This window comes from Nostoc sp. CALU 1950, from assembly GCF_051172895.1.
In the GTDB taxonomy this organism is placed as follows: domain Bacteria; phylum Cyanobacteriota; class Cyanobacteriia; order Cyanobacteriales; family Nostocaceae; genus Nostoc; species Nostoc edaphicum_A.
On the sequence record NZ_JBDNJQ010000013.1, the window covers coordinates 34,521 to 60,563 of the forward strand.

Below are 26,043 nucleotides of genomic sequence, written 5' to 3' on the forward strand. Positions count from 1 at the left end.
TTGCCCGTTGAGCCCGACGAGCTACCAGGCTGCTCTATCCCGCGTTGCTCTCGACTTATTTATAATAACCTATAGTCAAGAGTTTGGCAACTACAAAAATGATAATTCTCCAATTACTTCTAAACGCTTGTATTTTCCCAAGGTGACAAACTTCTCTGAGAGGCTTTGTGCGGCGCTGGGACTAATCCAACCCATTTGTTGGAGTAAGTGAATAGCAACGGCGTGTTTTGCCCGTTTTGCCCCATCCATGACTTTAATTGCCAATCCCATGCCTTCACCGAGTCTACCAATGCACTGCACTCCTTCGGCTCCAGCTTTACTGACTAGTTCCCCTGGAGTTAAGCGCATCAGTTCCGTATCAAATTCTCCATCTCCTGATACCATCGCGGGGTGATGAGTCATAGCACGGACAATGCGCTCCATATCCAAGTTAGTACTAGAGGCTAACAGTGCATATAAAGATGCCATGTGACCGAGTTGCATCAGATAAGTTGGTGCACCACAGTCATCATGAGCGCTGATAAACTCTTCCGCTGGCATTCGCAGCAATTCTGCTACTTTGCCCAAAATCAACTGCTGTATTGGGTGCTTGCGATCCAAATAGTTATTCAAGGGCCAACGGCGTTGCTGACAAACAGCTAACATCCCTGCGTGTTTTCCAGAGCAATTGTATTCTAAAGGACTCCGCTTACCTTCAGGAATTGGACACTGGAGTATAGTCGGGTCAAGATCGGCCCGCCAAAGAATGTTAAATACCTGTCGGACTTGATCTATTCTGCCTTTATGGGAACTTGTAATAATTGCTAAGTCGCGATCGCTGAGTTGATAGCGTTCCAGTGTACCTGTAGTGGTGACAGCTAGTGCCTGAAACGGTTTGAGGGCTGAACGGATAAATGCAGCAGTTTCAGAATTTCCAGCAACGGTTAAAACCCGTCCTCGTTCGTCGCAGACAACAGCTTGGACTATATGCCTGGATTCAATAATACCTTCCCGCAGCAACCGGACTTCCAGTGCTGTGGCTTGAGTTCGTTTTCCCATTGTCATGGGTTTATATTTATCACCTTTATTTAATTAATTAGTCATTGGTCATTGGTCATTAGTCCTTAGCTAATGACTAATGACCAATGACTTTTTAAAACAAATGCCAAACTATAGTACCAATAACGTACATTCCCGCCAAGCCAGCAAAGGTAAATTGTAACCGCCGCAGAATGGGTTTGATTTCGTATGCAACAATTAAGCGATCGCGGTTGAGGACTTCTTGTGGTTTTGTCCAAGTTTGACCGTCGTACCAGCCGGACTCTTCATAAAAGACTGTGGGACTACAAAGGCGATCGCACACGTAGAACCAGCCTAAGTACAACCTTACCAGTATAAGCACTAACCCGACACTCGCTCCTGCTGCACCACAGAGAATAAAATGTGCAATATACTTGTGAGGTGCAAAACTTGCCGCAGCTATCGGCCCTGCAAAAAGCCAAGATAAACCCCAAATCCAAACAAGTTTCGTGATATACTCGCGCCAATCTAAAGTAGTATCACGAAACAGCCAGGAAGTTTTTAACTCTTCGTATTCATTGAGCGGTTGTTGGTCTGTAGGAACTGGGCAATTAGAAACCGAAGACCTAATCATGTTGGTTTACCCTCACCTTCATCAGATTCTGGAAGGGAAATACGCTCTGCATGAATCCAGAACGCTTCTAAATTATAAAACTCCCGTTCTTTGGGCATCATGATGTGAACGATCACATCACCGTAGTCTTGTAGTACCCAACTCCCCTCGACTTTTCCTTCTGTCCTTAAGGGACGGCGTTGCAACTCAGTTTCAACTTTTCCTTCAATTGCTTGAGCGATCGCCCTGACCTGTACTTTAGAATAGCCAGTCATCATCACAAAGTAATCAGCTAGGTAAGACACCTCTGCTACTTTCAGCAATAAAATCTCACCTGCTTTGCGGTCTGATGCCGCAACAGCGATCGTTGCAGCTAATTTTTCACTCGCCTCTTCGGTTTGGCCGTGGCTTATTACCGCACTCTTTGTCAGTGGGACAGATTGCAATGGGAAATTTCCTTGGAAATAATCAGTCATTAAACCTCAGGTGCTTTCTTCCTTTTGAAACAATTGTTTACATTTACTTACAAACAACAAACAATTGATCTGACCAAATGTGTCAATAGGTTTTTTTGAATACTAACAAAAAAATAGGTGTCTATGGGGCTAGTTTGATAATTGACTGTTTCGATGCAGTTGTGGATGGTTATTATGCAGCGATAAATCAACCAATAGCTTTCCAGAAATAATTTCCAGCGAAAATAATCGCAGATTCATCAAACAGCATAATATGTAATGAAAAGCTAGTAATTCGCAGATAAGACCACATCTAGCCTTTAGACTATCTGCTAAAAATTACGACACAACACAGCATACTCATAACTGGTCTACCAAAAGTGCAATTCCCATACGTGTATTGCTAGGTAGTTTTAGATACTTAATTATCCTTGAGCCACGGATTGAATGAAGCGAAGCCGTGGAATTTTTGGTTCAACAATGTACTTGGAAACCAGCTTTTCTATTGCTGTATATTTCCTAATAAAATTTGGCTACCCTCAAAATCTTCTATACCTAGATTTGAGGGCTTGACACTCTCCGATTCTAGCCTTGTGGTAGTTAAATGTAACTTTGCTGCGGAGATTAAACTTCTTGTTTCGTAACTATGCCTGTAGACTGAATTGCTCGACGATCTGCTGTCAATGAGTAACACAAGGATTCATACTGATTTAAAGCTTGCTCAAAAGCATATTGCTCAACGGCATATTGACGACTTTTGTAACCTAGAGTTTTGACTTTTTCGGGGTTTTGGTACAAATCTAAAATTGCCATCGCTAAGGCTTGGGGATCTTCTGGAGGAACTATAATTCCACCACCACTTTGCCTGATGGCTCTTGCTGCCGTACCATTATCGGGGACAGAGGCAACTAAAGCCCCTCCACTGGCAAGTAGCACTTGAATTTTTGACGGCATATTGAAGGATACAACATTTTTCTTTTGCACCACCAAGCCAACATCGGCAGCTGACAACATTTGTGGCAAATCTTTGCGGGGTTGAAATGGCAGTAGCAAAACATTATCTGCGCCGCAGTGTAGACATTCCTGTTGCAATCGCTGTAAACCTTTTGCCTCTCCAACGATGACAAAAACAATATCCGGGATATGGCGCAACACAGAAGCAGCTTTGACGACGCTTTCTAAGCCTTGGGTTAGAGCTATGTTACCGGAATAAAGTACTACAAATTTGCCATTCAGATTATGTGCTGCCCGAAAAGGATTATCTTCTTTAGGCAAAGGGCGGATAAAATTTACATCAACCCAGTTGGGAATTTGTACAATTTTGTCAGCTTCTACGCCCTTACCTCGCAAATTGTCCACAAACCCATCGGCGATGACGCTAATTTTACTAGCAGTCCGGTAGGCAAATTTTTCCAATAATGTAAACAACTGGATAAGTAATTTATTTTTCAGTAGACCGACGTGGACGGCTGCTTCTGGTAATATATCTTGTAGATTTAAGATCACAGGACAAGCACGTAACCATCCTAAAAGAGCAACTGGTACACAGCTTGGCAAGGATGGCGATGTTGAGAGGATTACATCTGGACGCCAACCGATGAGAGCAGGCAAAAAACTAGTGACAACGAAGCTAGCATCTAGTAATACCCGATCTAATAGGTTGGGTTGTGGACGAATCCAAACGTAACTGCGTTGAATTTGAACGCCGTTTTTATATTCGTTGAGATACCACTTGCCCCGATATTCTTGGTAAATTTGACGCTCAGGGTAGTTAGGCATAGCAGTGACTACGCGCACTTCATGCCCACGTTTCACTAGTCCCTCTGCTAATTCAGTCATCAGTGGGGCTATACCAATTGGCTCTGGATAGTAGTTGTAGGAGTAAATTAAAATCCGCATAAAAGTTAGTCCGAAGTACCCCGGTTTTTTATTTAATGACAAATACTTGTCTTAAACATCATTTGGAGCGTGAAAACTCCTATATCTAATTGTGACTCCAGACTCTTTTTCTGTCAGGGATTTTCCTTAAAGATTGAGTAAACTTTGATATTAGCTACTTAGTGGAATTGTGAATTTTTTTTACTATTTAAGCAATCTTCCAATTGTTCGTTTTTGATTGGTACTTACGTAGAAACCCTAAGTGTATTCGGTTTTACTAACCCTAAGACTAAATTGGGATAGTTAGTCTTAATTCTCCCTAGAGGTAAAGACATAACCAATTTTAGTAATATCTGATATTAATAAGATTGTTTTATGATACTAGTCATTCAATGAGCGATCGCCCTTGTATTTTCTCTTTTTTTGCTGGCTCAGGTTTCCTAGATTTAGGTTTTGAAGCCAGCGGTTTTAATATCGTTTATGTCAATGAAATTTTCCCTCCATTCATCGCTGCCTATCGCCATTCACGGGAAGTTCTGAAAATACGATCGCCTGAATATGGATATCATCACGGTGAAGCAGCAGATGTAACAAAACTTATCGCTGGGAAAGAAGCACAACGCCTTCAAGAATTAGTCAAAGATTGCCGCAAATCTCATAAGACAATTGGTTTCATCGGTGGACCTCCCTGTCCTGATTTTTCTATTGGTGGGAAAAATAGAGGACGTTTAGGAGATAATGGCAAGCTTTCTGCTTCTTACGTTGAATTAATTTGCCACAATCTTCCAGATTTCTTTTTGTTTGAGAACGTTAAGGGTTTATGGAAAACAACAAAACACCGTTTATTTTTTGAATCGCTTAAGCAACAATTACAGGAAGCAGGATATATATTAACAGAGCGGTTAATTAATGCTATTGAATATGGTGTACCGCAGGATAGAGAAAGAATTATTCTAATAGGTTTCAAAAATAATTTTCTTAAGGATATAGGGATAAAATTATGTACTGAACAGTTACTAACTGAGAGATGTTTTCCTTGGAAAAATTATATTTTATATCCTCAAGAAAATGTTTTCGCTTACCCTTGGCGTAAGTGTGATCCATTCCAAGAAAATTCCATCATTCCTTGTCCTGATGGCATCCCTCAAGAGTTAACAGTTGAATACTGGTTTAGAAAAAATAATGTGCTTCAGCACCCCAATGCTGAAAACTGTTTTCAACCAAGAGCAGGTATCACAAAATTTGCTGCTATTGATGAAGGAGATGATTCTAAAAAATCTTTCAAGCGTCTGCACAGATGGCGTTACTCTCCGACAGCTTGCTATGGAAATAATGAAGTACATTTGCATCCCTATCAAATCCGGCGAATATCTGTGGCGGAAGCTTTAGCCATACAATCCTTGCCTGAAAATTTTGTACTTCCAGAGAATATGTCGCTCACTAATATGTTTAAAACTATTGGAAATGGTGTTCCATATTTGGCATCGAAGGCGTTAGCTAAAACTATTTTTGACTTCTTAATAACTAAAGAATACCATTCTGAAAATGAAATCAAACAATTGGAGTTACCATTGATTTTTAGTTAAAGCTATAGAACTCAGTAATGTTCAATAGCCGCTGCAACTAACGGCACTAAATCTGCTTTCCTTGTATATGGGTATGTACCATCTACCAGATGAAAAGTCTGTTCTAGTGCCACACTATGAGGTGCAATTGCTGTACTAAATATTCTTCTATCAGCAGGGGTTAGCTCACTGACAACCATGTAGTATTTCCAACTTCGTTGTAATACATAAGCAATAGCTTTAATCATAGCTGCTTCAAATAAAGGCTGATAACGCCTATCTGGACGATTTGAAGTTTTGAGAGAAACTGCTGCTTTAACTTCTTCTATATGTAGTTTTCCCTTCAAAAAATTATAGAGTACTAAACTATCTGGATTTATTGCCTGTTGCTGTAAAAGTGAGTTAATCCTGGGCACAATTACCTCATTTTCAATAACAACTATAATATAATCTGGACTAGGCATAAAAATTTTGTCTTTAAATGGTTGAGTTTTTGATAAAGAATTATTTACATTAGCAAAACTATCTTTGGTAAATAAGTTTAAAAAATTTGAATATGCTTCATCAATTCCTTCTAATTGTAATTTTGAATTAGGCATAGAAAAAGCCGCAATACACATACCAGTTTCTTTATTAAGATCAAAGATAATTTCAGACAATAAGCTAGTTGCTATTAACTCGTTCCATCCTCCTATGGCCTTGTTGAGAGCGCCGACTTGGGGATTCTGTGAGTACTTTTCTCTAAAAGCTTTAATTGTTTCGTTTTTGATCCAGTCTAAAATCTCACTAACCGATAAGTTTTGAGCTAATTTAGTCACTATCTCAGAAGATAAATTTCTGTAGATAGCTCTGCTGTTAATGCGAAATTTGCCATTTGATATTTCTGTAAACCATACCGTGTCATTAAGCATTTTCTTGTTTTTCAGATAAGTAAGGGAAAAATTTTTGGCAAATAAATATTCTTGCCAAGAAGATTTTACCTTCCTAACCTTATTACCACTTAATGTCAACTTAAATACTTATAGTAGTTCCGGGATATCTGTAAAGCTGATATTCAAGGCAACTCAGCAGATTGTTTTCAGGATAAACTCGTAATAAATGTGGTTTAATATATATATATAAGAAATGTTTTAATTTTTTATAAAGTTTAATAATCAATCACTGGCAGAAGACACGATGGCAGCAGACTATCCAGACATTGATATTGCGCCATTTATCGATCACTCTCTGTTAACGTCAACGGCTACTCCAGAGCAGGTTGAGCAATGGTGTGAAGAAGCATACAGATTCAATTTTGCGGCGGTTTGCCTGTTCCCCGCTCATGTCAAGCAAGCAGTTGAACTTCTCCACGGTAAGAACCCGAAAGTCTGTACGGTGATTGGCTTTCCTTCTGGTGCGACAACTTCAGCAGTGAAACTATATGAGGCTCAAGAAGCGGTGGATAGTGGGGCCACTGAGTTGGATGTGGTAATGAATTTGGGCTGGTTGAAAGCTGGCAAAACTGAAGAAGTCCACCGGGAAATTGCCGAAATTTGCGAAGAGACTGGGCAAACGGTCAAGGTAATTTTGGAAACCAACCTGTTGACAGATGCGGAGAAAAAAATAGCTGCTGAAATAGCTATGGAGGCAGGAGCAGCATTCTTAAAAACTAGTACAGGTTGGAATGGTGGTGCAACAGTGGCAGATGTACGACTTTTGCGGGAATTGGCAAAAGAAAGGGTGGGAATTAAAGCTTCGGGTAGTATCCGTACTATCAATCAAGCTCTAGAGTTAATTGTAGCGGGTGCTACTAGATTAGGCACATCTCGCGGTATCGATTTGATCCGCCAGCGCGATAACCTGGGAAAAGGTGAATAGTCATTTGTCCTTTGTCCTTTGTCATTTGTCATTTGTCTTAAAGCTAATGACAAATGACAAAGGACTAATGACTAATAACTACTAATGATTAGTGACTAATGACTAATGACTAATGAGTAGAACCTACAAAGCAACTGGTATTAATCTTAAAACTCAGGCATTGGGAGAATCGGATAAAATAGTCACGATTTTGACACGTGAATTCGGTCTGATTCGAGCAGTGGCTCCAGGGTCACGTAAGCACAACTCCAGCCTGGGCGGTAGGAGTGGGATGTTTGTTGTGAATGAACTATTGATTGCGAAAGGGCGATCGCTTGATAGGATTACTCAAGCACAGACGTTAAAAACTTATCCTGGTTTAGCTAAAGATTTGGGAAAACTGGCTGCCAGTCAATATTTAGCAGAAATAGTTCTGTGTGAAGCTTTGAGCGAACAACCCCAAGAAGAACTTTATGATTTGTTCAATGAACATCTTCATCGCTTAGAGGCGGTGTCTAGTGTAAATCAATTTGGTGTTTTGGCTCATCTAGCTCATGGTGTGTTTCACCTTTTAGCCTTAGCAGGACTGACGCCGCAAGTGCAAATCTGTTGCATATCTGGGCGCCCCATTAAGCCAGATTTTACAAACCCCAACTGGCAGGTAGGATTTAGTATACCTGCGGGTGGAACAGTTTCCTTAGAAGCTAGGGAACGTTTGCTAAGGGAAATGAGGGCAGAGGGGCAGAGGAGCAGGGGAGCAGAGGAGCAGGGGGAGATTAATAACCAATTCCCTGTGCCTCATGCCCCATTCCCAATGCCCAATGCCCAAACAGTTGTTGTGCATCGGCAAGAAATACCTGTGATTTCTTGCCGTCTAGGTGCTATGGAACTGGCTTTGCTTCAACATCTGTCACAACCAGAGATAATGCAAATTGATGGTGCTAGAGATCATGACTGGTTATCTGTTGAGCAGATTTTGCGCCAGTATGCTCAGTATCAATTAGGTCGCCCTATTCGCTCTGCTACCTTGATCGACTCTTATTTTGCTGCCAACCATGATGCAACCGTCTGATTTGGATAAAAAAATCCTACCTTTGTCACCAAGCCTCGCCAAAAAACAGAATAGGGTATCAGATCCTACAGTCAGGAATCACTTGAGTGCCATTCCCAAGTGTACACCTAGTCAAATAGATGGACAAGAAATGTCTCCAAAAGACGTTTCTAAAAACGACCAAAGTTGGACAGCGGAGATCCCAAAAACTGATCTTCCAAGTCAATCAGAAACACAATCTGAAAACAAATTAACCACTGCTGAAGCAGATAGCAATGGCAATCGCAATGGGCAGAATTTGCCAGTAGCGACTGTCTCAGAAAAAGAACCACCGAAATCAGATGGATCTGGTTCAGGTGGAGAAGCTATTGCAGGGAATGTAAAACAGCTAGGATTTTTACCTGTATTGAAAAATCCTAATTTCTTGGCTCTTTGGGGTGGTCAAGTTTTCTCTCAACTAGCAGATAAAGTTTATTTAGTCTTGATGATTGCCTTGATTAATACTCAGTTTCAAGGAAGCAATCAGAGTATTAGTGGTTGGGTATCAGTCTTGATGATGTCTTTTACTATTCCAGCTGTTTTGTTTGGTTCCGTTGCTGGCGTGTTTGTCGATCGCTGGTCAAAAAAAGCTGTGCTGGTAGCAACGAATATTTGGCGCGGCATCCTGGTTTTGTCAATTCCCTTTCTGGTGTGGTTGACTCATGATTGGAAACCCATAGGAGTGCTACCCGTGGGTTTTGTAATCATCTTGGGTGTGACTTTTTTAGTTTCGACTTTGACACAGTTTTTTGCCCCGGCAGAACAGGCGGCAATTCCTTTAATCGTAGAAGAACAGCATTTACTCTCGGCTAATTCGCTTTACACAACAACGATGATGGCATCGGTGATTGTTGGGTTTGCCGTTGGAGAACCGTTGTTAGCGATCGCAGATGGACTTTGGCTGCAAATTGGTGGTAGTGGTAGTTTGGGCAAAGAACTTTTAGTAGGTGGCAGTTATGCGATCGCTGGACTAATTTTGTTCCTCCTGGCAACTAAGGAAAAACACCACCACCCCGATACAGAATTCCCTCACGTATTCTCTGACTTGCGGGACGGTTTTGCTTATCTCAAAGCAAATCATCGCGTCCGCAATGCTCTGCTTCAACTGATTATCTTATTTTCTGTCTTTGCAGCATTAACAGTTCTAGCTGTTCGCATGGCAGAAATAATTCCCAATATGAAAGCCTCACAGTTTGGCTTTTTACTAGCAGCTGGCGGTGTTGGCATCGCGGCTGGAGCAACAATTCTCGGTCAATTTGGTCAACGCTTCTCATACACCCAACTAAGTCTATACGGTTGTATGGGCATGGCAGCATCCCTGATTGGTCTATCAATATTTACAACCCAACTATGGCTAGTTTTGTTACTAGTGGCGCTATTGGGTATCTTTGGGGCACTAGTGGGAATTCCTATGCAAACCGCAATCCAAACAGAAACACCTCCAGAAATGCGTGGTAAAGTTTTTGGCTTGCAGAACAATGTAATTAATATTGCCCTTTCCTTACCTTTGGCATTAGCTGGTGTTGCAGAAACCTTTCTGGGATTACAGGTAGTTTTTTTGGGATTAGCTGCGATCGTCTTTTCAGGAGGTATATTAACCTGGTATAACTCACACAAGTAGTTATCAGCTAACAGGAGTTATTATTCATTACCTTGATGTAATTAATAATTTACTTAAAGCTTTTGTGTTCATGGTAAACTATGTCCAGTGAAAATTTATCACATACTTGCCGGATATGAGTCTGACATTAGTCAGAATAAGTTGTTTAAATATCAGAGATTAACAACTTATAAGTAGAATAAATAAAGCCATAAATCCATTGGTTTAATCAGCTTAGAATAAGCTTTTTAAACTAGAGTATTGTGGGAATTTTTAATAAATAAAAACCAGCAAGTATAGCTAGATAAAAGAAAAATCACAAAAATCATACAAGTAATATATTAAACCCGCTTTTCTTACAGCTAAATAAAGAATGCGTATAGCCTGGATTGGAAAAAAATCACCCTTTTGCGGCAATGTCACCTACAGTCGAGAAATTACAAATGCCTTGCTAGATAGGGGACATCAAGTTAGCTTTCTTCACTTTGCCCAGGAAGAGTCTGAACCTGACAATTGGCCAAATCTTCGAGAGGTTTCCCTGCCTTTCATTTACAAGTCACAGGTTTATACAATTCCCACTTTTAAAGCGACCAAACTTTTAACCGATTCACTGCGGGAAATCAAGCCAGATGTAGTCCATGCTTCCTTGACATTATCTCCTCTAGACTTTGTTCTACCAGAAATCTGTGAGGAACTGAGATTGCCCCTAATTGCCACTTTTCACACACCGTTTGCTGGGAAGGGGGCAAAACTGATATCGGGAACACAACTTTTGGCTTATCAGCTCTACGCGCCTTTTTTAGTTAACTATGATCGCGTGATAGTATTTTCCCAAATTCAGCGGGAATTATTGGCACGAATGGGCGTGCGGGAAGAAAATATTGCTGTAATTCCCAACGGTGTTGATACCGCCAAGTATTCTCCAGGATTTTCTCAAGTCAAAGCAGAATTTAAAGCCGAACGCTTATTTGTCTATCAGGGTCGCATAGCCCCAGAGAAAAATGTTGAAGCCCTCCTCCGCGCTTGGAAGCAGTCGGCAATGGCGCCTGGTAGTAAGTTGCTAATTGTTGGCGACGGGCCTTTGAAATCTTCTTTAGAGCCGTTTTATGGTTCAGAGTACGGCATTATCTGGTTAGGATTTGTCGCCGATGAAGACCGACGCATCGAAATTTTGCGGGGCGCAGATGTATTTGTTTTGCCTTCATTGGTAGAGGGTTTATCCCTATCTCTATTAGAAGGAATGTCATGTGGGTTGGCTTGTTTAGCAACAGACGTGGGTGCTGATGGAGAAGTATTGGAAAAGGGCGCAGGTGTAGTTATTAGTACCAAAACAGCGCGATCGCAATTAAGAACCCTTTTGCCAGTATTGCAAGACCATCCAGAGTTAACAACCTTACTGGGGCAAAAAGCCAGACAGCGTGTATTAGACCGCTATACCCTTAGTAAAAATATTACTCTGCTCGAAGAACTTTATAAAGAAGTTTTAGCACAGCGACCTCTACCACTAAGTCGCAGAGCGTAGGGAAAGAGAAGAAGTGCGATCGCACTCTAAATTCTCAGATGGTAATCAATGAGTGCGATCGGGTAAAATACAAATACCTAACTAACGATTATATTACCAGTTTTACAAGGCTATCTAAAGTTAACAAAATGAAGTATCACGCAAGTCAGATAAAGGTGAAAAATATCCCTGACTTAGAGCAGCTAGAAGATGGAAAGTGCTGCTGAACATACGTTTATTGCTTCACAAATCCGTTGCCTGAAGAAAACGTTATTGACCAAATTGCAAATAGTTTGGAGAAGAGATTCACCTTTTCAAAGGAAGTATATGAGATTCCTGAAGATGTTGAAATTTGTGCATCTATTTTCATAAAGCGTTTACAAGATAACGAAGCCAGAGTTCGTGTTTTGACAAATCAACCAGAAGAAGATTGCGTTTACATCTTTGGGACACACACTCTGCCACGCAAAATTGAGGAAAGGTTTGGAATTGTACAGTCTATTCAGGGGTAACAGCGAGAGACTTGGATTACTGACAGACGGTAGGGTATTACTTATCGATCAATTAATCTTTGAATTATCCACTAAAGACCATCCTAAACTGGTTGGCTGTTCATAAACCCGTTTTAGAGTATTTACATCTCTGGCAGAAATAGGCGACGGGTTACGAACTTGAGAAAAGTATAAAGCATCAGTTTGTAGCGGACTATGACCCCAAATTCCCAGTGCATGGCCAAATTCGTGGCGGCTAGCTGCAATGAGATACTCACCTGTTTGACTGGGGCTTAATAAGATGGTGAAGCGGTGGGATAAAACTTTGTTGCTGGTGTATAACTCGTAAGTAGTTTGTGCCGATCGCGCACGGGTTATATTACTACCAGGGGAAATTTGTAGAGGTGGCGCTTTTCGCGCGATCGTAATATCAGCAATTTCTGGCTGTTCGACTATTGTCAAAGGTAAATAAGTAATCCATTCCTGTACACCCTGTAAGACACCGTTAACCCATACTTGAGCTTGTTTTTTGCTGATGGCTCTTGGTGGTTCTACGTAAACTCGAATGGGAAATTGCGACCAGACTAAATAACCTACTTTGGTTGTTGTGACTTGAGAGAAGTAGTCACCACTGCTAGTGCTATCTTGCCACTGTGCGAGTGTGGGCGGTAAGGGATGTGGTTTTGGGGAAGATGATGGAGGGAGAGAGATTATTAAATCTGAGTATGCATAGTTTGGTGTTATTGTAAACCCGTGACTCGACTGGAAATTAGTAAAAACGATTAACAGCCCTGTGCCAAGAAAGAAGGCAAGAGCTGTCATTAACCGTCGTGAAATTAAATTTATTAGGGTGTTAAGTATCGGGTGTTGGGTTCTTTTCCCCATTTACCTATCCTTATTTAGGCAGCCAACCAGCACTTAAAACTACTGTTAAACCAAGAAAAATTACTGTCAAAGCCCAAGTAATTCGGTTTAAAGTGTTTTCTGCACTTTTGGTGCTGCTAAATAGCTGGGCTTGCCCGCCAATCGCTCCAATGCCATCACCTTTGGGGCTATGCAGTAAAACCAAGATAATCAAACCAGTGGCGGAAAATGCCCAAATGCCTTGCACTATATTAGTAGCTGTCATGGTAGGAATCTCTTTTATAAAAAGTTTCAAAAAACAGAAGTCAGGAGTCAGAATTCAGAATTCAAAAGTTAGGAGTTTACTAAAAACTCCTAACTCAGCACTCAGCACGGGCTAAACGCCCCGCTACCGCTAACAGCACTCAGAACTATTTTACAGTCCTACTTGCACTGGGGTGCGAGTGCGTTGTAGCTCATAATCTGCTGTTTTCAGCAGCGATCGCCCTGTCATTTCTGGTGGTTGAGGCAGCTGTAAAATCTCTAGAATCGTGGGGGCGATGTCGGATAGCTTGCCATCGCTTCGCAGTTCGACATTTGTACCATATCCAGGGATTTTGACTTTCTCGCCTTCTACCAATATAAAGGGGACTGGGTTAGTGGTGTGGGCTGTCCAGGGATTACCCCCATCATCTAGCATATACTCAGCGTTGCCATGATCGGCAGTAATAATTGTTGTACCGCCGGCTTTGATAACGCTCTCTAACAAGCGTCCCAAACAGCGATCAACTGTTTCAATTGCTGTAATCGTAGCGTCGATTTGACCAGTATGCCCTACCATATCTGGATTGGCATAGTTAATCACAACTAGGGAATATATACCCTTTTGAATCGCTGCGATCGCTACATCTGTAACTGCTGCTGCTGACATCGCTGGGGCATGATCGTAAGTCGCTACCATTGGGCTGCTTACTAATTCCCGATCTTCTCCAACAAAAGGTTCCTCCAGACCACCATTAAAGAAATAGGTGACATGGGCATATTTTTCTGTTTCGGCGGTGCGAAACTGATTCAGACTGTGATTGGCTATGACTTCTCCCAGAATATTACTGAGATTTTGCGGCTCAAAGGCTACAGCCACGGGTAAGTCTGAATCATACTGCGTAAACGTGACAAAAGACAGTGGTGTGATTTGCTGTCTTTCAAAACCATTAAATGTGGGACTGACCAAAGCCTGAGTCAGTTGTCTGGAGCGATCGGGGCGGAAGTTGAAAAATATCACTCCATCCCCTGGTTCTATTGCACCTGGTGCAATTCGGATGGGGTTGATAAATTCATCTTTTACCCCTTCGGCGTAAGATTCTTGCAAGATTTCCACAGCCGTGCGATTATCACCTGTACCATCTTGGGTCATCACGTCGTAGGCGCGTTTTACTCGATCCCAGCGATGATCGCGATCCATCGCGTAGTAGCGACCGCTGAGGGTGACTATGCGTCCAATGCCTGTGCGGTTTATATAATCTTGCAGCAGTGTGATTGCTTTTACACCGTCAGTAGGGGCGGTGTCACGACCATCGGTGATAGCGTGAATACAAACTTCTGGAATTTGCTGGTTTTTGGCTAAGTCAAGTAGTCCGAATAGATGGGTGATATGCGAATGTACCCCTCCCTCAGAACAAAGCCCGACTAGATGTAGCTTGCTATTCCGAGAACGAACTTCCTGGCAAATTTTGACAAGTGCTGGGTTTAAGGCAATAGAACCGTCTTCGACTGCATCAGAGATGCGTACCAGTTCTTGCGGTACAACTCGCCCAGCACCAATATTCAAATGACCTACTTCCGAGTTGCCCATTTGACCTTCTGGCAACCCTACGGCTTTTCCTGATGTGCGGATGAGAGTGTGCGGGTAAGCTGTCCATAAACTATCCACAATGGGAGTTTTAGCAGCAACAATAGCGTTTCCTCGCTTTTCCTCGCAGTAGCCCCATCCGTCTAAAATGACTAGCACCACAGGAGCAACAGGTGCTTTGGTCATAGTAAAATTGCCCTTTACTTTTTGTAATACCCGAATGATACCACTGCTAAACCACGCCGCAAGTGAATTTTTGCTTATTAATTTCTTTTATGAAAGACTTGCAGTTTTTTGAATAATTTTTTAAACTTTAGCAATTTTTCTGTAATGTCGGCGATCGCTAATAATAAGTGATTACTTAGTAGTAGCCTTTTATCACTACTACTAAGTCCGTATTCAATATCTTATTTCTTTTTGGTAGAAGCTTTTGCAGCTTTTTTAGCAGCTTTTTCAGCAGCGATCGCAGCTAATTTTGCTTGTTCTTTTTCTTCGGCAATTTTCTGGAGATAGTAATGATAGTCTCCTAAGTAAACGCGGAATTCACCATCACGAATTTCGACTATTTTGTTTGCTACTTGAGAAATAAAGTAGCGGTCATGGGAAACTACAATTGCCGTACCATCATAGTTTTTAAGCGCTTCTTCCAGCATTTCTTTCGCCGGAATGTCTAGGTGGTTTGTCGGCTCATCTAGAATTAGTAAGTTCGCGGGACGTAAGAGCATTTTTGCCAACGCCAGACGAGCTTTTTCTCCTCCACTTAATGCCCCAACTGCCTTAAATACAGTATCACCAGTAAATAAGAAGCGTCCCAAAAGCGTGCGAACTTCTTGATTATCCCAGTCTGGAACTTCATCATGGATAGTTTCCATGACAGTTTTCTTCAAGTCCAAAGCTTCAGCTTGATTTTGCTCAAAGTAACCGGGAATAACGTTGTGATCCCCTAATTGAACAATACCTTCTGTTGGTGGTTCCATACCCATGATGACGCGCAGCAGGGTAGATTTCCCAGCACCGTTGGGGCCAAGAAAAGCAATGCGATCGCCTCTTTCAATTAGCAGATTTGCTGATAAAAATAGGATTTTCTCACCATAAAGATGAGTTAAATCTTTAATTTCCACTACTTCGCGTCCACTGCGGGGTGCAGGGGGAAAACGGAAGTGGAGAGTTCTCATACCACCAACGGGTGCTTCAATGCGCTCGATTTTGTCGAGTTGCTTTTCTCGGCTTTTTGCCTGGGTACTGCGGGTAGCACTGGCGCGAAATCTATCAACAAAGGTTTGCTGTTTTTCTAATTCTTTCTGTTGGCGTTCGTAAGCACTCAGTTGTGCTGATTGACTTTCGGCTTTTTGTTCTAAGTATGCCGAGTAGTTACCAAGGTAGGTACTAGAAACGCCACGTTCCGTTTCCACAATTTGGTTGCAGAGGCGGTCAAGGAACTCCCGGTCATGGGAGACTATTACCATAGGGGTAATCAGCCCTCTGAGGTAATTTTCCAACCATTCAATGGTTTCTAAATCTAGGTGGTTAGTCGGTTCATCCAGCAGCAACAAGTCGGGTTTTTGCAGCAGGATTTTCCCTAAACTCATCCGCATTTGCCAACCACCACTGAAGGCACTGACGAGGCGATCGCCATCTTCTAGCCCAAACCCCATCTCTGGTAAAATTTTCCCAATGCGTGCATCTAAGTTGTAACCATCCAAGGCTTCAAATTTGCGCTGCAAGCGATCCAACTTGTCGATCAGTCGATCCAGTTCCTCTGGGTTAGCCGTTTCCATCTCTTGTGGTATGTGCGCCAGAGACAACTGTACTTCGTTGGCTTCTTTGAAGACAGTCCAAAATTCTTCTCTAACGGTGCGGGTGGGGTCTACTTCAAATTCTTGGTTGAGGTAGGCTATATGTAAGCTATTAGGACGGATAATTTCGCCTGCGGTGGGTTCAATTTCCCCAGAAATGATTTTGAGTTGGGTAGATTTTCCAGCACCGTTGACACCGACTAAGCCAATGCGATCGCCTGGTTTAACTTCCCAGTTGATATCTTTGAGAACTTCGCCTGTGGGATAAATTTTACTTATATGTTCTAGTCGCAGCATTAAGTTTCTCTCAGGTAGGGAGTGGGTGGTTGAGGACGAAGTACTAACACCGCCTCTAATATTAACAAAAATTAACTATAAATTCGTCGTGATCAAGTTTGGAAGCCGCAAACCAAATTTGGCTTGAGCCACGGATAAAATTTACCACATCTATCTCAAGGCTGGCTTTGTGTTACTTGTCTAACTTCTTCGACACTGAAATCAAATGCCTCAGCCACTTGTTCCACTGTCACCCCAAATTTCAACAAGGTGGGTATTAATTTTAATTTGGCTATACGCTCCCCTATTTGGATGCCATCATGATAGAGTTTTGCATTTTGAACTTGGTTTATAGTTAAACCTAATCCCTCCGCAACTTGCTCAATAGTTAACGCTAAATCTAATAGACGAGGTACTGATTGCCGTAAACCTTCCAAACGCCCTTCTTCAAATGCTTCTTGATAAATTTTTGTATCTTTGAAACTCATAGTTCCTATGTTGTAGTCCACCAATTCCTCTACTCCTTGATCAGAAGAATCCTACTGCGCGGCTTGTCTGACTTGTTCGACACTCAAATCTAGCGCCTGTGCTACTTGTTCTACAGTCAACCCGGCTGCCAACATTGCTGGTACTGCTCTGAGTTTACCTTGTTCAATGCCTTGAACCCTACCTTGTTCAATGCCTTGAACCTTACCTTGTTCGATGCCTTCAACCTTACCCTGTTCAACACCTTCCTGAAAGGCTTCCTGATAAAATCTGGTTTGCTTTAACTCGCTTAATCCAAACATTTCCTCCATCTCCTCCCTACTCATTGTGGGAAATTTATAAGCCAAAATAGTCTCTATAAATTGTAATAATTGCTGCTGTTTTGGTGGTGAACTTATTTCTGACTTAGTTCTGTCTATCAACTCTCTTGCTTGTGCGATCGCTATATCGTCGGTTGCAATTACTAATTTAGCAGTTGCAATGCCAATTGAAAGCGATGCACCTTCACCTAATTCATCCAAATAAATGCGCCTGACGCGCCCACTTGTGAAAAACTCTCGGTAATGTTTGATATTGCCTGTATCTACATTCCTGTTTGGGTATAAAACCACAGCACCCCAGTCATTTGATGGTTGATTCTGACGGAGGTATAAACATATTTCTGCAATTAGCCGTGAATAAATTTCCCCATCAGCTTGAAATTGCACTTCAACAAAGTAAATTGGGTTCTCGCTTCCTTGTGTAGGCAAAAAAACACCATCGATTCTGAAGGCTGTTTGTTTGATTTCAACTGATGAAAATTGATAAAGGCTAGCTGATTCTGGAGGATTACCAATAAGTTCAAAAAAGATATCAGGAAATTCTTGAAACAGCCGATAAAAAATGATGTCTGTTTTCACAATTTTATATCATTTGAAAATTTTGATTTGCTGTTCATGTGTTACTTGTTTCTTCAGAACCATCTCGCACTTTCAGCAATTGCTCTTTTGCCATCCCTAATATACGTGAAAGTGGCGCTAACAAACTATCATCAAATGCTTCTCCAGCATAAATATTATTCAGTTCTGTGGGAGATAATTTAAAGGTGTCGCAGAATTTAGCAAACTCCTGGTTACTCAAATCAAGCTCTTTTTGCCTATCGCTAAGTAAAACTGCGATCGCTCTAGTTCCATGCTTGGGACGTTCACTAGTTTTTACATATTTTTCCATTAAATAATTGACTTTTCTGGTATCGCCGCCTATTTTTTTAATTAAATCAGTACAAGCCATTTTCAGCGCTTTCTTTAAAACTTCTTCTTCATTTAAAATTTTAATAATTTCACTGGCATATTCTGGTTTAAAAAATCCCACCAAATTCCCTTGATGATAAACTGGTATATAAGGATTATCGGTTTCAAGTTGCCAATCTAAAGGCTCATTGCGTAGCGACATAGCTGCACCCCTAAATATTTTAAGATTGCACCATTTTAAAACCATTTATTCCTTAACTGCCAGTAAAATACCCTATCACTGGCGATTAGAAATCGCAGCTATACAGACAAAACCCACCTCCGTGGGTTTCGACTTGCTGGAGTCCACGCAGACGGACTTAGTTTGTGCAGCCATTACGTATTTCTACCAGAACCTTTAACTCATCCAACATTAGCGATCGCCAGGTTAATCAATGGGATTCTACTATTCACACACCTAGTTTTGTGATTCGTATTCTTCAAAAATTATTACAGCAGCTTCTAGATATCGATCTAATAGACGACGATCGTATATATCAGGTAATACTAATTCGACCGCCCTAGTGGTTTCCATTACTCCACCACGATCTTCTCCATCTTTAAAAGCTGCCATAGAACCCCATAGTCGAGCTATTGCAGTTTGAATTTCTTCCCTTTCAGGCAAATACCATATTTCTTGACTAATTTCATTACACTGTAAAGAAGTTAAAAAATTTGGCTCTGACAAAGCTTGCTGAATATATTTATTAAGCTGGGAGAGTTTGTCCGATTCAATCTCGGATGAATATATTTGTATGCATTCTATTGCCCATTGGATTGCCAAACTATAGTGATATTTTTGTAATTTCAGTGCAATTGGATAAGCCCAAAGTATTTGTTTTTGCTCTATAGTTTGTTTTACATGTTCTATTACTTCTTTCATAGATGTAACTATATCTAACTAACTTGGAGTAAAACTTATAAGTATATAATTTATTTCACTTTATTCTACTTAAGGTGTTTCCAAATAACAAATGAGTGTCATAAAAATGGTAGTAATTATCCTTCCCAGTCTTGACGAGTATCGCACAGAAAATTATCTGCGATCGCATCATCAAATAAATAAGGGCAATGTTCTGGAAAAGTTCGTAATGGTAAGTTAGTTTCTCGAAGCGCCAAATCGACTCCCGCTTCAAAGCCATCTAACAAAGCTTCTTCTATTCGAGACTTTAAGCTAGGGTTCTGCCGCAAATGCCTATTGATGGCGCGGCGCTGTTCTCGAATTGTTAAAAACCAAATGCGACAACGTTGTTCGGGTTGATACTCCCACTTCAAGAGATGACCAAGTAATACACTCAGACGACTCACGAGTTCCCGATACTCCTGTCTCCCCAAAGCTTGAATTTCCTCTTGCAGGTGTTGCCAGTCTAGTTCCATAACTAGCCTCTGTTCTAACGCTTTAGCCTGCTGCTGTGTCCAGCCATAGAAGTCTTGGTCATACAAAAAAGGTTTGTCCATAGAGTTGAACCTTGACAGCAAGAAACCACCAGCTACTTTGATCTGATTTTGCGCTAAATCGCCCTTAAAAAACTTAATTACGAATTACGAATTATTTTAATATTCAACTTGCTTTTGCTTCATCCCCGGATGCTTCAGCCACAGCCGCCAATCTATCTGCGGCAGCTTGGACGATTTGAGCCACTTGGGCTAAAGGCATGTGCTGGATTTGTCTAAGAATCAGACTCAAATCTGAGGTTTCTGGAATTGGCTTGCCATCTATGCAGCTGATTAACTCTTCCATTGTGTAGCCTGCTTTCGATGCGATTCGAGCCAAATTTTCTGTATCTGGAACCTTCACACCTTTTTCCCACATCTGAACAGCAGTAGCAGATACTCCCAAAAGCTTACCAAATGCTCGCTGACTCATTGAACCGCGAGCTAGTTTAATGATTTCAATCAGTTTTTGTTTGCTTTCGATCTTCACTGCTTATATAGCTAGCCAACTTTATTTACAAGTCTACTTTTAATATTACAAGTTTACTTTTATATTGACAGCCTTGTGTTTTAGTACTAAACTATATCTCTGGTTGTAAATCTGCAACTACAGGCATCAAGCTAGTAGAATAACCCATCTATCTTTAACCAACCCAAAAAACTTAGTTTGCTACGGCGCTTGTGCTAGTAGCTAGACTTTGCTGCGAAGAAATAATATCGAAGGTGCATCATGTTTCGCAAGCCACGCAAAATTAACCAATATCGCCGCAAAGGTAAAAACTTTATAGCCACTAATAAAATTAAACCAGAACAGTGGAACATTTCTGACGCAGAAACCAAAGAAGCTTTAAAAGTTAAAGGCTACGATGTTAAGCAAATCAAAAAAATCCACCTTCTGAAGCATCAAGTGTGTATTTCCTACTGGGATGCAAAAGGCAATATATGCAGCAGCTTTTTTAGCTACCGGATTTTTGCACGTTGGCAAGAAGAAGTGGAAAAGCTAATTTATACCTGTGAAACTCTGAAGGAATGGGCAAAGTTAAATTACCTTATGAAGTACGAATTTGCCTATTATCATTATCCCAGTGAAATAGAAGATACACTCCACGCGATATTAGAAAACCACCTGTCTATGTTAAAAGCAACAGTACAACAAGTGGTTTTACAGGATATTTAACAGCAAAAATTAGTTAGCGGCAGAAGTCGCTAACTCCGCCAGACGTTCTTGTTGGTCTAGAGATATACAAGATTGGATAAGTGTCTCTAAATCACCATCCAAAACAGGGGTAAGGGAATAATTCTGACCTAACCGATGATCGGTAGCGCGGTTATCTTTATAATTATACGTGCGAATTTTTTCCGATCGCGATCCAGTACCAACCTGCGATCGCCGCATCGAAGTTACAGCTGCTTGTTGTTCGCCTAACTTGATGTCATACAACTTCGCCCGCAGAATTTGCATGGCCCGTTCTTTGTTTTGTAACTGACTGCGTTCTTCTGTACAGAAAATGCGTATTCCCGTTGGTTTGTGCATCAAGTCAACGGCTGTTTCCACCTTGTTGACGTTTTGTCCACCAGCACCACCAGAACGGGCTGTAGTCATTTCAATATCTTTCGGGTCAATGTGAATTTCCACATCATCCACCTCTGGCATAATCGCCACGGTAGCTGTGGAAGTATGAACCCGTCCCCCAGATTCAGTTGCCGGCACGCGCTGCACACGATGCACTCCAGCTTCAAATTTTAACTGGCTATAAACGTCATTACCTTTAATTTCTAAAATGACCTCTTTCCAGCCACCCATTTCTCCACGAGATTCGCTCACCAGAGAAACTTTCCAACCTTGAGTCTGGGCATAGCGGGTGTACATCTGCATCAAATCGCCAGCCCAAATACTTGCTTCATCGCCACCAGTACCAGCGCGAATTTCCAACATGATATTCTTTTCATCATTCGGGTCGCGTGGTAGCAGCAAGACTTTCAAGCGAGACTCTAAATGTTCTATTTTTTCTTCAAGTTCTTTTACTTCCAGTGATGCCATTTCTTGCAACTCTGGATCACTCGCAGATTCTTTGTAAACCTGACGCGCTCCGATTAAGTCTTCTTGGGCTGTTTTCCAAATTTCATAAGTATCAACTACCTCTTCCAAAGAAGAACGAGACTTAGCAATTTCTTGATACTCATCAGGATTGCTAGCGGTATCGGGGTCGCCAAGACGACGGGTTAATTCATTAAAGGTTTGTTCAACGGATTTTAGTTTGTCCAGTAAGTATGATTCAGCCATGACGATTGCGATCGCTCCTTAAAAAATAACAAATTGGCTCGAGCATATAAATGAAAATCGACCCAGCTGATGCAGGGCCGTCGTTAACAGCAGAGCCAACTCGCTACTTTTTGTCTTGTTCGTCGCCAGATGTTTGAGTGCTGCTCATACCGTACTTGCGGAGGAAGCGCTCTACTCGACCCTCAGTGTCAATAATCTTCTGAGTACCGGTGTAAAATGGGTGATTTCCAGACCAAACATCTACATGCAATTCTGGCTTGGTAGAGCCAATGGTCATAACAACTTGACCATTGCAGTAAACTTTAGCATCTGGATACCACTTGGGGTGAATATCAGCTTTAGCCATTGTTCTTTTTGTGATGAATCTATATAAATTATAACTTTCAGCGTTCAATTGCAGCTAGAAGAAGGAAGAAGGGAACAGGTTAGAGGTAACAGAAAACTATCACCTGTCCCCTGTAACCTATCACCTTCTTCATCAATGCCCAATTCCCTAACGCTTAGAGTACTGAGGTGCTTTCCGGGCTTTATGTAAACCATATTTCTTCCGCTCTTTAGCCCTTGGATCACGAGTCAAGTAACCTTCGGTTTTCAAGGGTGGGCGGTTGTCTGGGTCTAGTTGGCACAAAGCACGAGCAACTCCCAAACGAACAGAATCAGCCTGTCCGGTCAAGCCGCCGCCTTCTGCTTTTACCAAAATGTCATATTCGTTTTCTAATCCCAGAGTTTCCAGGGGTGCTTTAATGACTCCCAGGTAGTTGGGGTTAAATTGGAAATACAAGTTTCCATCTTTACCGTTCACAGTCAGTTGACCTGTGCCTGGAACCAAGCGTACCCGTGCTACTGCGTTCTTACGACGGCCAGTACCCCAGTATACGGCGCGACCGCTATTAGCATCTGCGACTACCATTAATTTTCTTCTCCAGGAATTGTACTAACTTTTAGTTCTTTAGGTTTTTGAGCATCATGAGGATGCGTAGGGCCAGCGTAAACTTTCAGCTTGGTGAACAACTGCTTACCCAGGCTATTTTTAGGTAACATACCTTTAACAGCTTGTTCTAAAATCCGCTCTGGTATGCGGTCTTGCAATTTAGCGAAAGTTTCGGTTTTCATCCCACCGGGACGACCAGAATGTCGGCGGTAAAGCTTTTGAGTACGCTTTTTGCCTGTGACTGCTACTTTTTCGGCATTGATGACGATTACGAAGTCACCTGTATCGAGATGAGGTGTATATTCGGGTTTCTTTTTGCCTCTCAATACCTGAGCGATTTCGCTGGCGAGGCGACCGAGGCGTTTATCGGTGGCATCTACTATGTACCATTCACGCTCAAGGGTTGCTTGAGAAGGAAGGTATGTTTTAACTGTTGTCATTTGTCATTTGTCCTTTGTCATTTTTAATTTGTCATTAGTCATTTGTCTTTTGTCATTTTTAATTTGTCCTTTGTCCTTTGTCAGTTGTCCTTAGTTATTCACTAATGACCAATGACTAATGACTATTGACTATTGACCAATGACTAATGACTCTTGACTAGTGACGAACTTTGGCAAGGTGTCGTACCAAATCTCTTTCGGAAAGGGAAAATCGGGATAGCCGACTCGCAACAAACACAAGCCTTGAGGCGGTGCGGCATATTTCACTTCTTCCCGGCGTTCTTCTTTCCAGAGTTCGGTGAAGCTAGAAAGTGTTCGTTGTCCAGAACCTACTTCTACCAGCATCCCTACCAACAGCCGTACCATGCCATACAAAAATCCATCTGCCTGTATTTCAATATGGAGAAATGGCCCACTGCGACGACACTCTACTGCTTGCACCTCTACCCAGGAATGCGATCGCTTTGAGCCTGCACGGTGAAAAGCAGCTAAGTGATGCTTTCCCAAGAGAGGTTTCAAGGCAGCTTGGATTAAAGATTCATCCAGGGGTGCATAATAATAATGCCAACTGAAGGGTCTTACAAACAAGTTAAGCCGATCTTCAGTATATATTGTGTAGCGATACCGTCGATAGGCTGCGCTAAAGCGAGCGTGCCAACGGTTATCGACACTAGCTGAAGCCCTGATTAATATATCTGGCGGCAGGTAGCTGTTGAGGATTGTTGCCCACTTGTGAGGCGGAATAAAACCTGTTGCTTCAAAATGGGCTACTTGAGCAGCAGCATGAACTCCAGAATCGGTTCGCCCAGCACCATGTAATGTTACATGATGCCCAAGAATAGTAGCGATCGCAATTTCAATCTCTTCTTGGACTGTCCGGTGTTGTTTTTGCCGTTGCCAGCCATGAAAATGAGTGCCTAGGTATTGGATTACCAAGGCTACTCGATGAGTTTGTGTAGGCTGGTGGCTTTCTAACATACAGATTTTGTCCTTTGTCATTTGTCTTTTGTCAGTTGTCCTTTGTTATTCACTAATGACCAATGACTAATGACTCTTGACTAAATGACTTAAACCAATTCAATTATTGCCATTTTTGCATTATCACCCCGACGCGGTACGGTACGCAGGATGCGGGTATAACCGCCCTGGCGATCGCCATATCGAGTTGGAGCTTGCTCAAATAGAGCGTGAACCAGTTGTTTGTCGAAGATATAGCCAAGAGCTTCCCGACGTGCTGACAAGGAGCCATTTTTGGCTAGGGTAATCATTTTTTCCACTTCACTTCTGAGAACTTTCGCTCTAATTAAAGTGGTGGTGATCTTACCATGACGGATCAGCTCGGTGGCGAGCGATCGCAGTAAAGCACGGCGTTGATCGGCTGGTTTACTGAGTTTTTTGACGCGACAACGGTGACGCATAATTATGCACTATGAATTATGAAGGTTTTTCTTAAGGGTGTTTAGAGCCTCTTTCCATTGGCAGGGTGATGCCCAAGCGTCGCTGCAAAGCTTCCACGACTTCTTCTGCTGACTTCTGCCCAAAGTTCTTAATTTCTAAGAGGTCTTCTTGGGTGTAATCCAACAAATCTGCCACAGAGTTAACTTGTGCCCGTTTGAGACAGTTATATGCCCGCACAGAAAGTTGCAACTCTTCGATGGGTATCTGGGCAGTTGGGTCGTCTGGAATCTCCGAACCTGTGTCTGTTGGTTCTAGGGAGATGTCTTTCAACGGGTTGAATAAATCTACCAAGATCGCAGCGGCCGAAGATAGTGCTTCTTGAGGGGAAATACTGCCATTTGTCCAAACTTCCAACAGTAGTCGGTCTTTTGGAATTAAGCCTTCCCCACGAGATTCTTCAACACTGTAGTTGACTTTTCGCACCGGCATAAATATTGAGTCAATTTGGAGAAAATCCAACGATGTGGCTTCCTCACGTCCTCGCTCTACGGTGCGATAGCCTTTGCCTTTTTCGATCCGAAATTCCATTTCCAGCTTTCCACCTTCAGCGATGGTGGCTACATACTGGGTCGGATCGATGACTTCTACTTCACTGGGCAAATCAAAATGCGCCGCAGTGATTGTTGCTGGACCGTTAACGAGTAATCTACCAATCTGAGGCTGTGAGGAATAGTTTTTTAGGATAACTTCCTTCATTTTCATGAGGATTTCCAGCACATCTTCCCGCACGCCCGGAACTGTGGCAAACTCGTGTGAAACGCCTGCAATCCTCACTGCTGTAACTGCCGTACCCTCTAGATTGGATAGTAAAACCCGCCGCAGTGCGTTGCCAACAGTTGTTCCTTGACCACGCTCTAGAGGTTCCAGAACAAATTTACTGTAATGGTTCCGACTTTCGTCAGTATTCGACTCTACACATTCAATTTGAAACTGCGCCACGGATGAGCCTC

29 protein-coding genes are annotated in these 26,043 nt (G+C 42.0%); 7 read left to right on the top strand and 22 right to left on the bottom strand.

Annotated elements, in window-relative coordinates; translation table 11 throughout:
* Positions 1–90: 90 nt before the first annotated feature.
* The 4 genes from ABF638_RS06180 to ABF638_RS06195 form a co-directional block, all read right to left on the bottom strand.
* Positions 91–1,044, bottom strand: a complete 954-nt coding sequence (locus tag ABF638_RS06180; RefSeq protein ID WP_435021168.1) for an asparaginase — start codon at positions 1,042–1,044, stop codon at positions 91–93.
* Positions 1,045–1,132: 88 nt separating this feature from the next.
* Complete coding sequence (locus tag ABF638_RS06185; protein ID WP_435021170.1) at positions 1,133–1,633, bottom strand: CGLD27 family protein; 501 nt, start codon at positions 1,631–1,633, stop codon at positions 1,133–1,135.
* Positions 1,630–2,088: a ribosome silencing factor gene (gene rsfS, locus ABF638_RS06190; protein WP_181928677.1), complete on the bottom strand. Its 459-nt coding sequence runs from the start codon at positions 2,086–2,088 to the stop codon at positions 1,630–1,632. Before rsfS ends, ABF638_RS06185 begins: the two co-directional genes overlap by 4 nt.
* Positions 2,089–2,691: 603 nt before the next feature.
* Positions 2,692–3,966, bottom strand: coding sequence for a glycosyltransferase family 4 protein (locus tag ABF638_RS06195; RefSeq protein WP_435021172.1), 1,275 nt, complete (start codon positions 3,964–3,966; stop codon positions 2,692–2,694).
* A 371-nt stretch (positions 3,967–4,337) separates the two neighbouring features.
* Here ABF638_RS06195 and ABF638_RS06200 point away from each other — a divergent pair, with 371 nt between their 5' ends.
* A complete protein-coding gene (locus ABF638_RS06200; RefSeq protein WP_435021174.1) occupies positions 4,338–5,531 on the top strand; it encodes a DNA cytosine methyltransferase in 1,194 nt (397 codons plus the stop codon).
* An 11-nt stretch (positions 5,532–5,542) separates the two neighbouring features.
* Here the strand turns inward: ABF638_RS06200 and ABF638_RS06205 are convergent, their stop codons facing one another.
* A complete protein-coding gene (locus ABF638_RS06205; protein WP_435021176.1) occupies positions 5,543–6,520 on the bottom strand; it encodes a Cfr10I/Bse634I family restriction endonuclease in 978 nt (325 codons plus the stop codon).
* 166 nt (positions 6,521–6,686) lie between these two features.
* On the opposite strand from ABF638_RS06205, the gene deoC reads away from it, so the two are divergent.
* From deoC to ABF638_RS06230, 5 genes are all read left to right on the top strand, one after another.
* Complete coding sequence (deoC, locus tag ABF638_RS06210) at positions 6,687–7,367, top strand: deoxyribose-phosphate aldolase (protein WP_181928673.1); 681 nt, start codon at positions 6,687–6,689, stop codon at positions 7,365–7,367.
* A gap of 112 nt (positions 7,368–7,479) precedes the next feature.
* Positions 7,480–8,418 carry a DNA repair protein RecO gene (recO, locus tag ABF638_RS06215; protein WP_435021179.1) on the top strand — a complete coding sequence of 313 codons (939 nt, stop codon included), beginning with the start codon at positions 7,480–7,482 and terminating at the stop codon, positions 8,416–8,418.
* Entirely contained in the window at positions 8,405–10,057 is a 1,653-nt protein-coding gene (locus tag ABF638_RS06220) for an MFS transporter (protein ID WP_435021242.1), read from the top strand. Before recO ends, ABF638_RS06220 begins: the two co-directional genes overlap by 14 nt.
* A gap of 352 nt (positions 10,058–10,409) precedes the next feature.
* A complete protein-coding gene (locus ABF638_RS06225; protein ID WP_181928671.1) occupies positions 10,410–11,558 on the top strand; it encodes a glycosyltransferase family 4 protein in 1,149 nt (382 codons plus the stop codon).
* Positions 11,559–11,791: 233 nt separating this feature from the next.
* The gene (locus ABF638_RS06230; RefSeq protein ID WP_435021181.1) at positions 11,792–12,049 is read left to right on the top strand and encodes a hypothetical protein; all 258 of its coding nucleotides are present in this window, start codon (positions 11,792–11,794) and stop codon (positions 12,047–12,049) included.
* A 48-nt stretch (positions 12,050–12,097) separates the two neighbouring features.
* On the opposite strand, the gene ABF638_RS06235 is transcribed toward ABF638_RS06230, so the two are convergent.
* From ABF638_RS06235 to ABF638_RS06280, 10 genes are all read right to left on the bottom strand, one after another.
* Positions 12,098–12,913: a peptidase gene (locus tag ABF638_RS06235; RefSeq protein ID WP_435021183.1), complete on the bottom strand. Its 816-nt coding sequence runs from the start codon at positions 12,911–12,913 to the stop codon at positions 12,098–12,100.
* Positions 12,914–12,923: 10 nt separating this feature from the next.
* Positions 12,924–13,157, bottom strand: coding sequence for a preprotein translocase subunit SecG (gene secG, locus ABF638_RS06240; protein ID WP_012410686.1), 234 nt, complete (start codon positions 13,155–13,157; stop codon positions 12,924–12,926).
* A 150-nt stretch (positions 13,158–13,307) separates the two neighbouring features.
* A complete protein-coding gene (gene gpmI, locus ABF638_RS06245; RefSeq protein WP_435021185.1) occupies positions 13,308–14,906 on the bottom strand; it encodes a 2,3-bisphosphoglycerate-independent phosphoglycerate mutase in 1,599 nt (532 codons plus the stop codon).
* A 221-nt stretch (positions 14,907–15,127) separates the two neighbouring features.
* Entirely contained in the window at positions 15,128–16,813 is a 1,686-nt protein-coding gene (locus ABF638_RS06250; protein ID WP_435021187.1) for an ABC-F family ATP-binding cassette domain-containing protein, read from the bottom strand.
* A 155-nt stretch (positions 16,814–16,968) separates the two neighbouring features.
* Positions 16,969–17,280 (bottom strand): hypothetical protein, encoded by a 312-nt coding sequence (locus ABF638_RS06255; protein WP_435021189.1) that lies wholly within the window; start codon positions 17,278–17,280, stop codon positions 16,969–16,971.
* Positions 17,281–17,331: 51 nt separating this feature from the next.
* Positions 17,332–18,177 carry an Rpn family recombination-promoting nuclease/putative transposase gene (locus tag ABF638_RS06260; RefSeq protein WP_435021191.1) on the bottom strand — a complete coding sequence of 282 codons (846 nt, stop codon included), beginning with the start codon at positions 18,175–18,177 and terminating at the stop codon, positions 17,332–17,334.
* Positions 18,178–18,211: 34 nt separating this feature from the next.
* On the bottom strand, positions 18,212–18,709 hold the full coding sequence (locus ABF638_RS06265) for a hypothetical protein (protein WP_435021193.1): 498 nt from the start codon (positions 18,707–18,709) through the stop codon (positions 18,212–18,214).
* 255 nt (positions 18,710–18,964) lie between these two features.
* Positions 18,965–19,429: a hypothetical protein gene (locus ABF638_RS06270; RefSeq protein WP_435021195.1), complete on the bottom strand. Its 465-nt coding sequence runs from the start codon at positions 19,427–19,429 to the stop codon at positions 18,965–18,967.
* A gap of 116 nt (positions 19,430–19,545) precedes the next feature.
* A complete protein-coding gene (locus ABF638_RS06275; protein ID WP_435021197.1) occupies positions 19,546–20,004 on the bottom strand; it encodes a DUF29 domain-containing protein in 459 nt (152 codons plus the stop codon).
* 103 nt (positions 20,005–20,107) lie between these two features.
* The gene (locus tag ABF638_RS06280; RefSeq protein ID WP_012410694.1) at positions 20,108–20,470 is read right to left on the bottom strand and encodes a helix-turn-helix domain-containing protein; all 363 of its coding nucleotides are present in this window, start codon (positions 20,468–20,470) and stop codon (positions 20,108–20,110) included.
* Between the two features lie 240 nt (positions 20,471–20,710).
* On the opposite strand from ABF638_RS06280, the gene ABF638_RS06285 reads away from it, so the two are divergent.
* A complete protein-coding gene (locus ABF638_RS06285) occupies positions 20,711–21,157 on the top strand; it encodes a hypothetical protein (protein ID WP_435021199.1) in 447 nt (148 codons plus the stop codon).
* Between the two features lie 9 nt (positions 21,158–21,166).
* Here the strand turns inward: ABF638_RS06285 and prfA are convergent, their stop codons facing one another.
* From prfA to ABF638_RS06320, 7 genes are all read right to left on the bottom strand, one after another.
* Positions 21,167–22,264: a peptide chain release factor 1 gene (gene prfA, locus ABF638_RS06290; protein ID WP_185583541.1), complete on the bottom strand. Its 1,098-nt coding sequence runs from the start codon at positions 22,262–22,264 to the stop codon at positions 21,167–21,169.
* A gap of 103 nt (positions 22,265–22,367) precedes the next feature.
* The gene (gene rpmE, locus ABF638_RS06295; protein WP_069070756.1) at positions 22,368–22,610 is read right to left on the bottom strand and encodes a 50S ribosomal protein L31; all 243 of its coding nucleotides are present in this window, start codon (positions 22,608–22,610) and stop codon (positions 22,368–22,370) included.
* Positions 22,611–22,757: 147 nt separating this feature from the next.
* Positions 22,758–23,174, bottom strand: coding sequence for a 30S ribosomal protein S9 (gene rpsI, locus ABF638_RS06300; protein WP_012410698.1), 417 nt, complete (start codon positions 23,172–23,174; stop codon positions 22,758–22,760).
* Entirely contained in the window at positions 23,174–23,635 is a 462-nt protein-coding gene (gene rplM, locus ABF638_RS06305; RefSeq protein WP_012410699.1) for a 50S ribosomal protein L13, read from the bottom strand. Before rplM ends, rpsI begins: the two co-directional genes overlap by 1 nt.
* Before the next feature lie 129 nt (positions 23,636–23,764).
* A complete protein-coding gene (gene truA / locus ABF638_RS06310; protein WP_435021244.1) occupies positions 23,765–24,613 on the bottom strand; it encodes a tRNA pseudouridine(38-40) synthase TruA in 849 nt (282 codons plus the stop codon).
* A gap of 89 nt (positions 24,614–24,702) precedes the next feature.
* Entirely contained in the window at positions 24,703–25,053 is a 351-nt protein-coding gene (rplQ, locus tag ABF638_RS06315; RefSeq protein WP_094349105.1) for a 50S ribosomal protein L17, read from the bottom strand.
* Positions 25,054–25,084: 31 nt separating this feature from the next.
* A complete protein-coding gene (locus ABF638_RS06320) occupies positions 25,085–26,032 on the bottom strand; it encodes a DNA-directed RNA polymerase subunit alpha (protein ID WP_181928657.1) in 948 nt (315 codons plus the stop codon).
* Between the last annotated feature and the right edge of the window lie 11 nt (positions 26,033–26,043).

Bases quoted from the DNA above. Each gene is read 5' to 3' on its own strand.
- ABF638_RS06180 (WP_435021168.1), bottom strand. From the start codon at position 1,044: ATGACAATGGGAAAACGAACTCAAGCCACAGCACTGGAAGTCCGGTTG.
- ABF638_RS06185 (WP_435021170.1), bottom strand. From the start codon at position 1,633: ATGATTAGGTCTTCGGTTTCTAATTGCCCAGTTCCTACAGACCAACAA.
- rsfS (WP_181928677.1), bottom strand. From the start codon at position 2,088: ATGACTGATTATTTCCAAGGAAATTTCCCATTGCAATCTGTCCCACTG.
- ABF638_RS06195 (WP_435021172.1), bottom strand. From the start codon at position 3,966: ATGCGGATTTTAATTTACTCCTACAACTACTATCCAGAGCCAATTGGT.
- ABF638_RS06200 (WP_435021174.1), top strand. From the start codon at position 4,338: ATGAGCGATCGCCCTTGTATTTTCTCTTTTTTTGCTGGCTCAGGTTTC.
- deoC (WP_181928673.1), top strand. From the start codon at position 6,687: ATGGCAGCAGACTATCCAGACATTGATATTGCGCCATTTATCGATCAC.
- recO (WP_435021179.1), top strand. From the start codon at position 7,480: ATGAGTAGAACCTACAAAGCAACTGGTATTAATCTTAAAACTCAGGCA.
- ABF638_RS06220 (WP_435021242.1), top strand. From the start codon at position 8,405: ATGCAACCGTCTGATTTGGATAAAAAAATCCTACCTTTGTCACCAAGC.
- ABF638_RS06225 (WP_181928671.1), top strand. From the start codon at position 10,410: ATGCGTATAGCCTGGATTGGAAAAAAATCACCCTTTTGCGGCAATGTC.
- ABF638_RS06235 (WP_435021183.1), bottom strand. From the start codon at position 12,913: ATGGGGAAAAGAACCCAACACCCGATACTTAACACCCTAATAAATTTA.
- secG (WP_012410686.1), bottom strand. From the start codon at position 13,157: ATGACAGCTACTAATATAGTGCAAGGCATTTGGGCATTTTCCGCCACT.
- gpmI (WP_435021185.1), bottom strand. From the start codon at position 14,906: ATGACCAAAGCACCTGTTGCTCCTGTGGTGCTAGTCATTTTAGACGGA.
- ABF638_RS06250 (WP_435021187.1), bottom strand. From the start codon at position 16,813: ATGCTGCGACTAGAACATATAAGTAAAATTTATCCCACAGGCGAAGTT.
- ABF638_RS06255 (WP_435021189.1), bottom strand. From the start codon at position 17,280: ATGAGTTTCAAAGATACAAAAATTTATCAAGAAGCATTTGAAGAAGGG.
- ABF638_RS06265 (WP_435021193.1), bottom strand. From the start codon at position 18,709: ATGTCGCTACGCAATGAGCCTTTAGATTGGCAACTTGAAACCGATAAT.
- ABF638_RS06270 (WP_435021195.1), bottom strand. From the start codon at position 19,429: ATGAAAGAAGTAATAGAACATGTAAAACAAACTATAGAGCAAAAACAA.
- ABF638_RS06275 (WP_435021197.1), bottom strand. From the start codon at position 20,004: ATGGACAAACCTTTTTTGTATGACCAAGACTTCTATGGCTGGACACAG.
- ABF638_RS06285 (WP_435021199.1), top strand. From the start codon at position 20,711: ATGTTTCGCAAGCCACGCAAAATTAACCAATATCGCCGCAAAGGTAAA.
- prfA (WP_185583541.1), bottom strand. From the start codon at position 22,264: ATGGCTGAATCATACTTACTGGACAAACTAAAATCCGTTGAACAAACC.
- rpmE (WP_069070756.1), bottom strand. From the start codon at position 22,610: ATGGCTAAAGCTGATATTCACCCCAAGTGGTATCCAGATGCTAAAGTT.
- rpsI (WP_012410698.1), bottom strand. From the start codon at position 23,174: ATGGTAGTCGCAGATGCTAATAGCGGTCGCGCCGTATACTGGGGTACT.
- rplM (WP_012410699.1), bottom strand. From the start codon at position 23,635: ATGACAACAGTTAAAACATACCTTCCTTCTCAAGCAACCCTTGAGCGT.
- truA (WP_435021244.1), bottom strand. From the start codon at position 24,613: ATGTTAGAAAGCCACCAGCCTACACAAACTCATCGAGTAGCCTTGGTA.
- rplQ (WP_094349105.1), bottom strand. From the start codon at position 25,053: ATGCGTCACCGTTGTCGCGTCAAAAAACTCAGTAAACCAGCCGATCAA.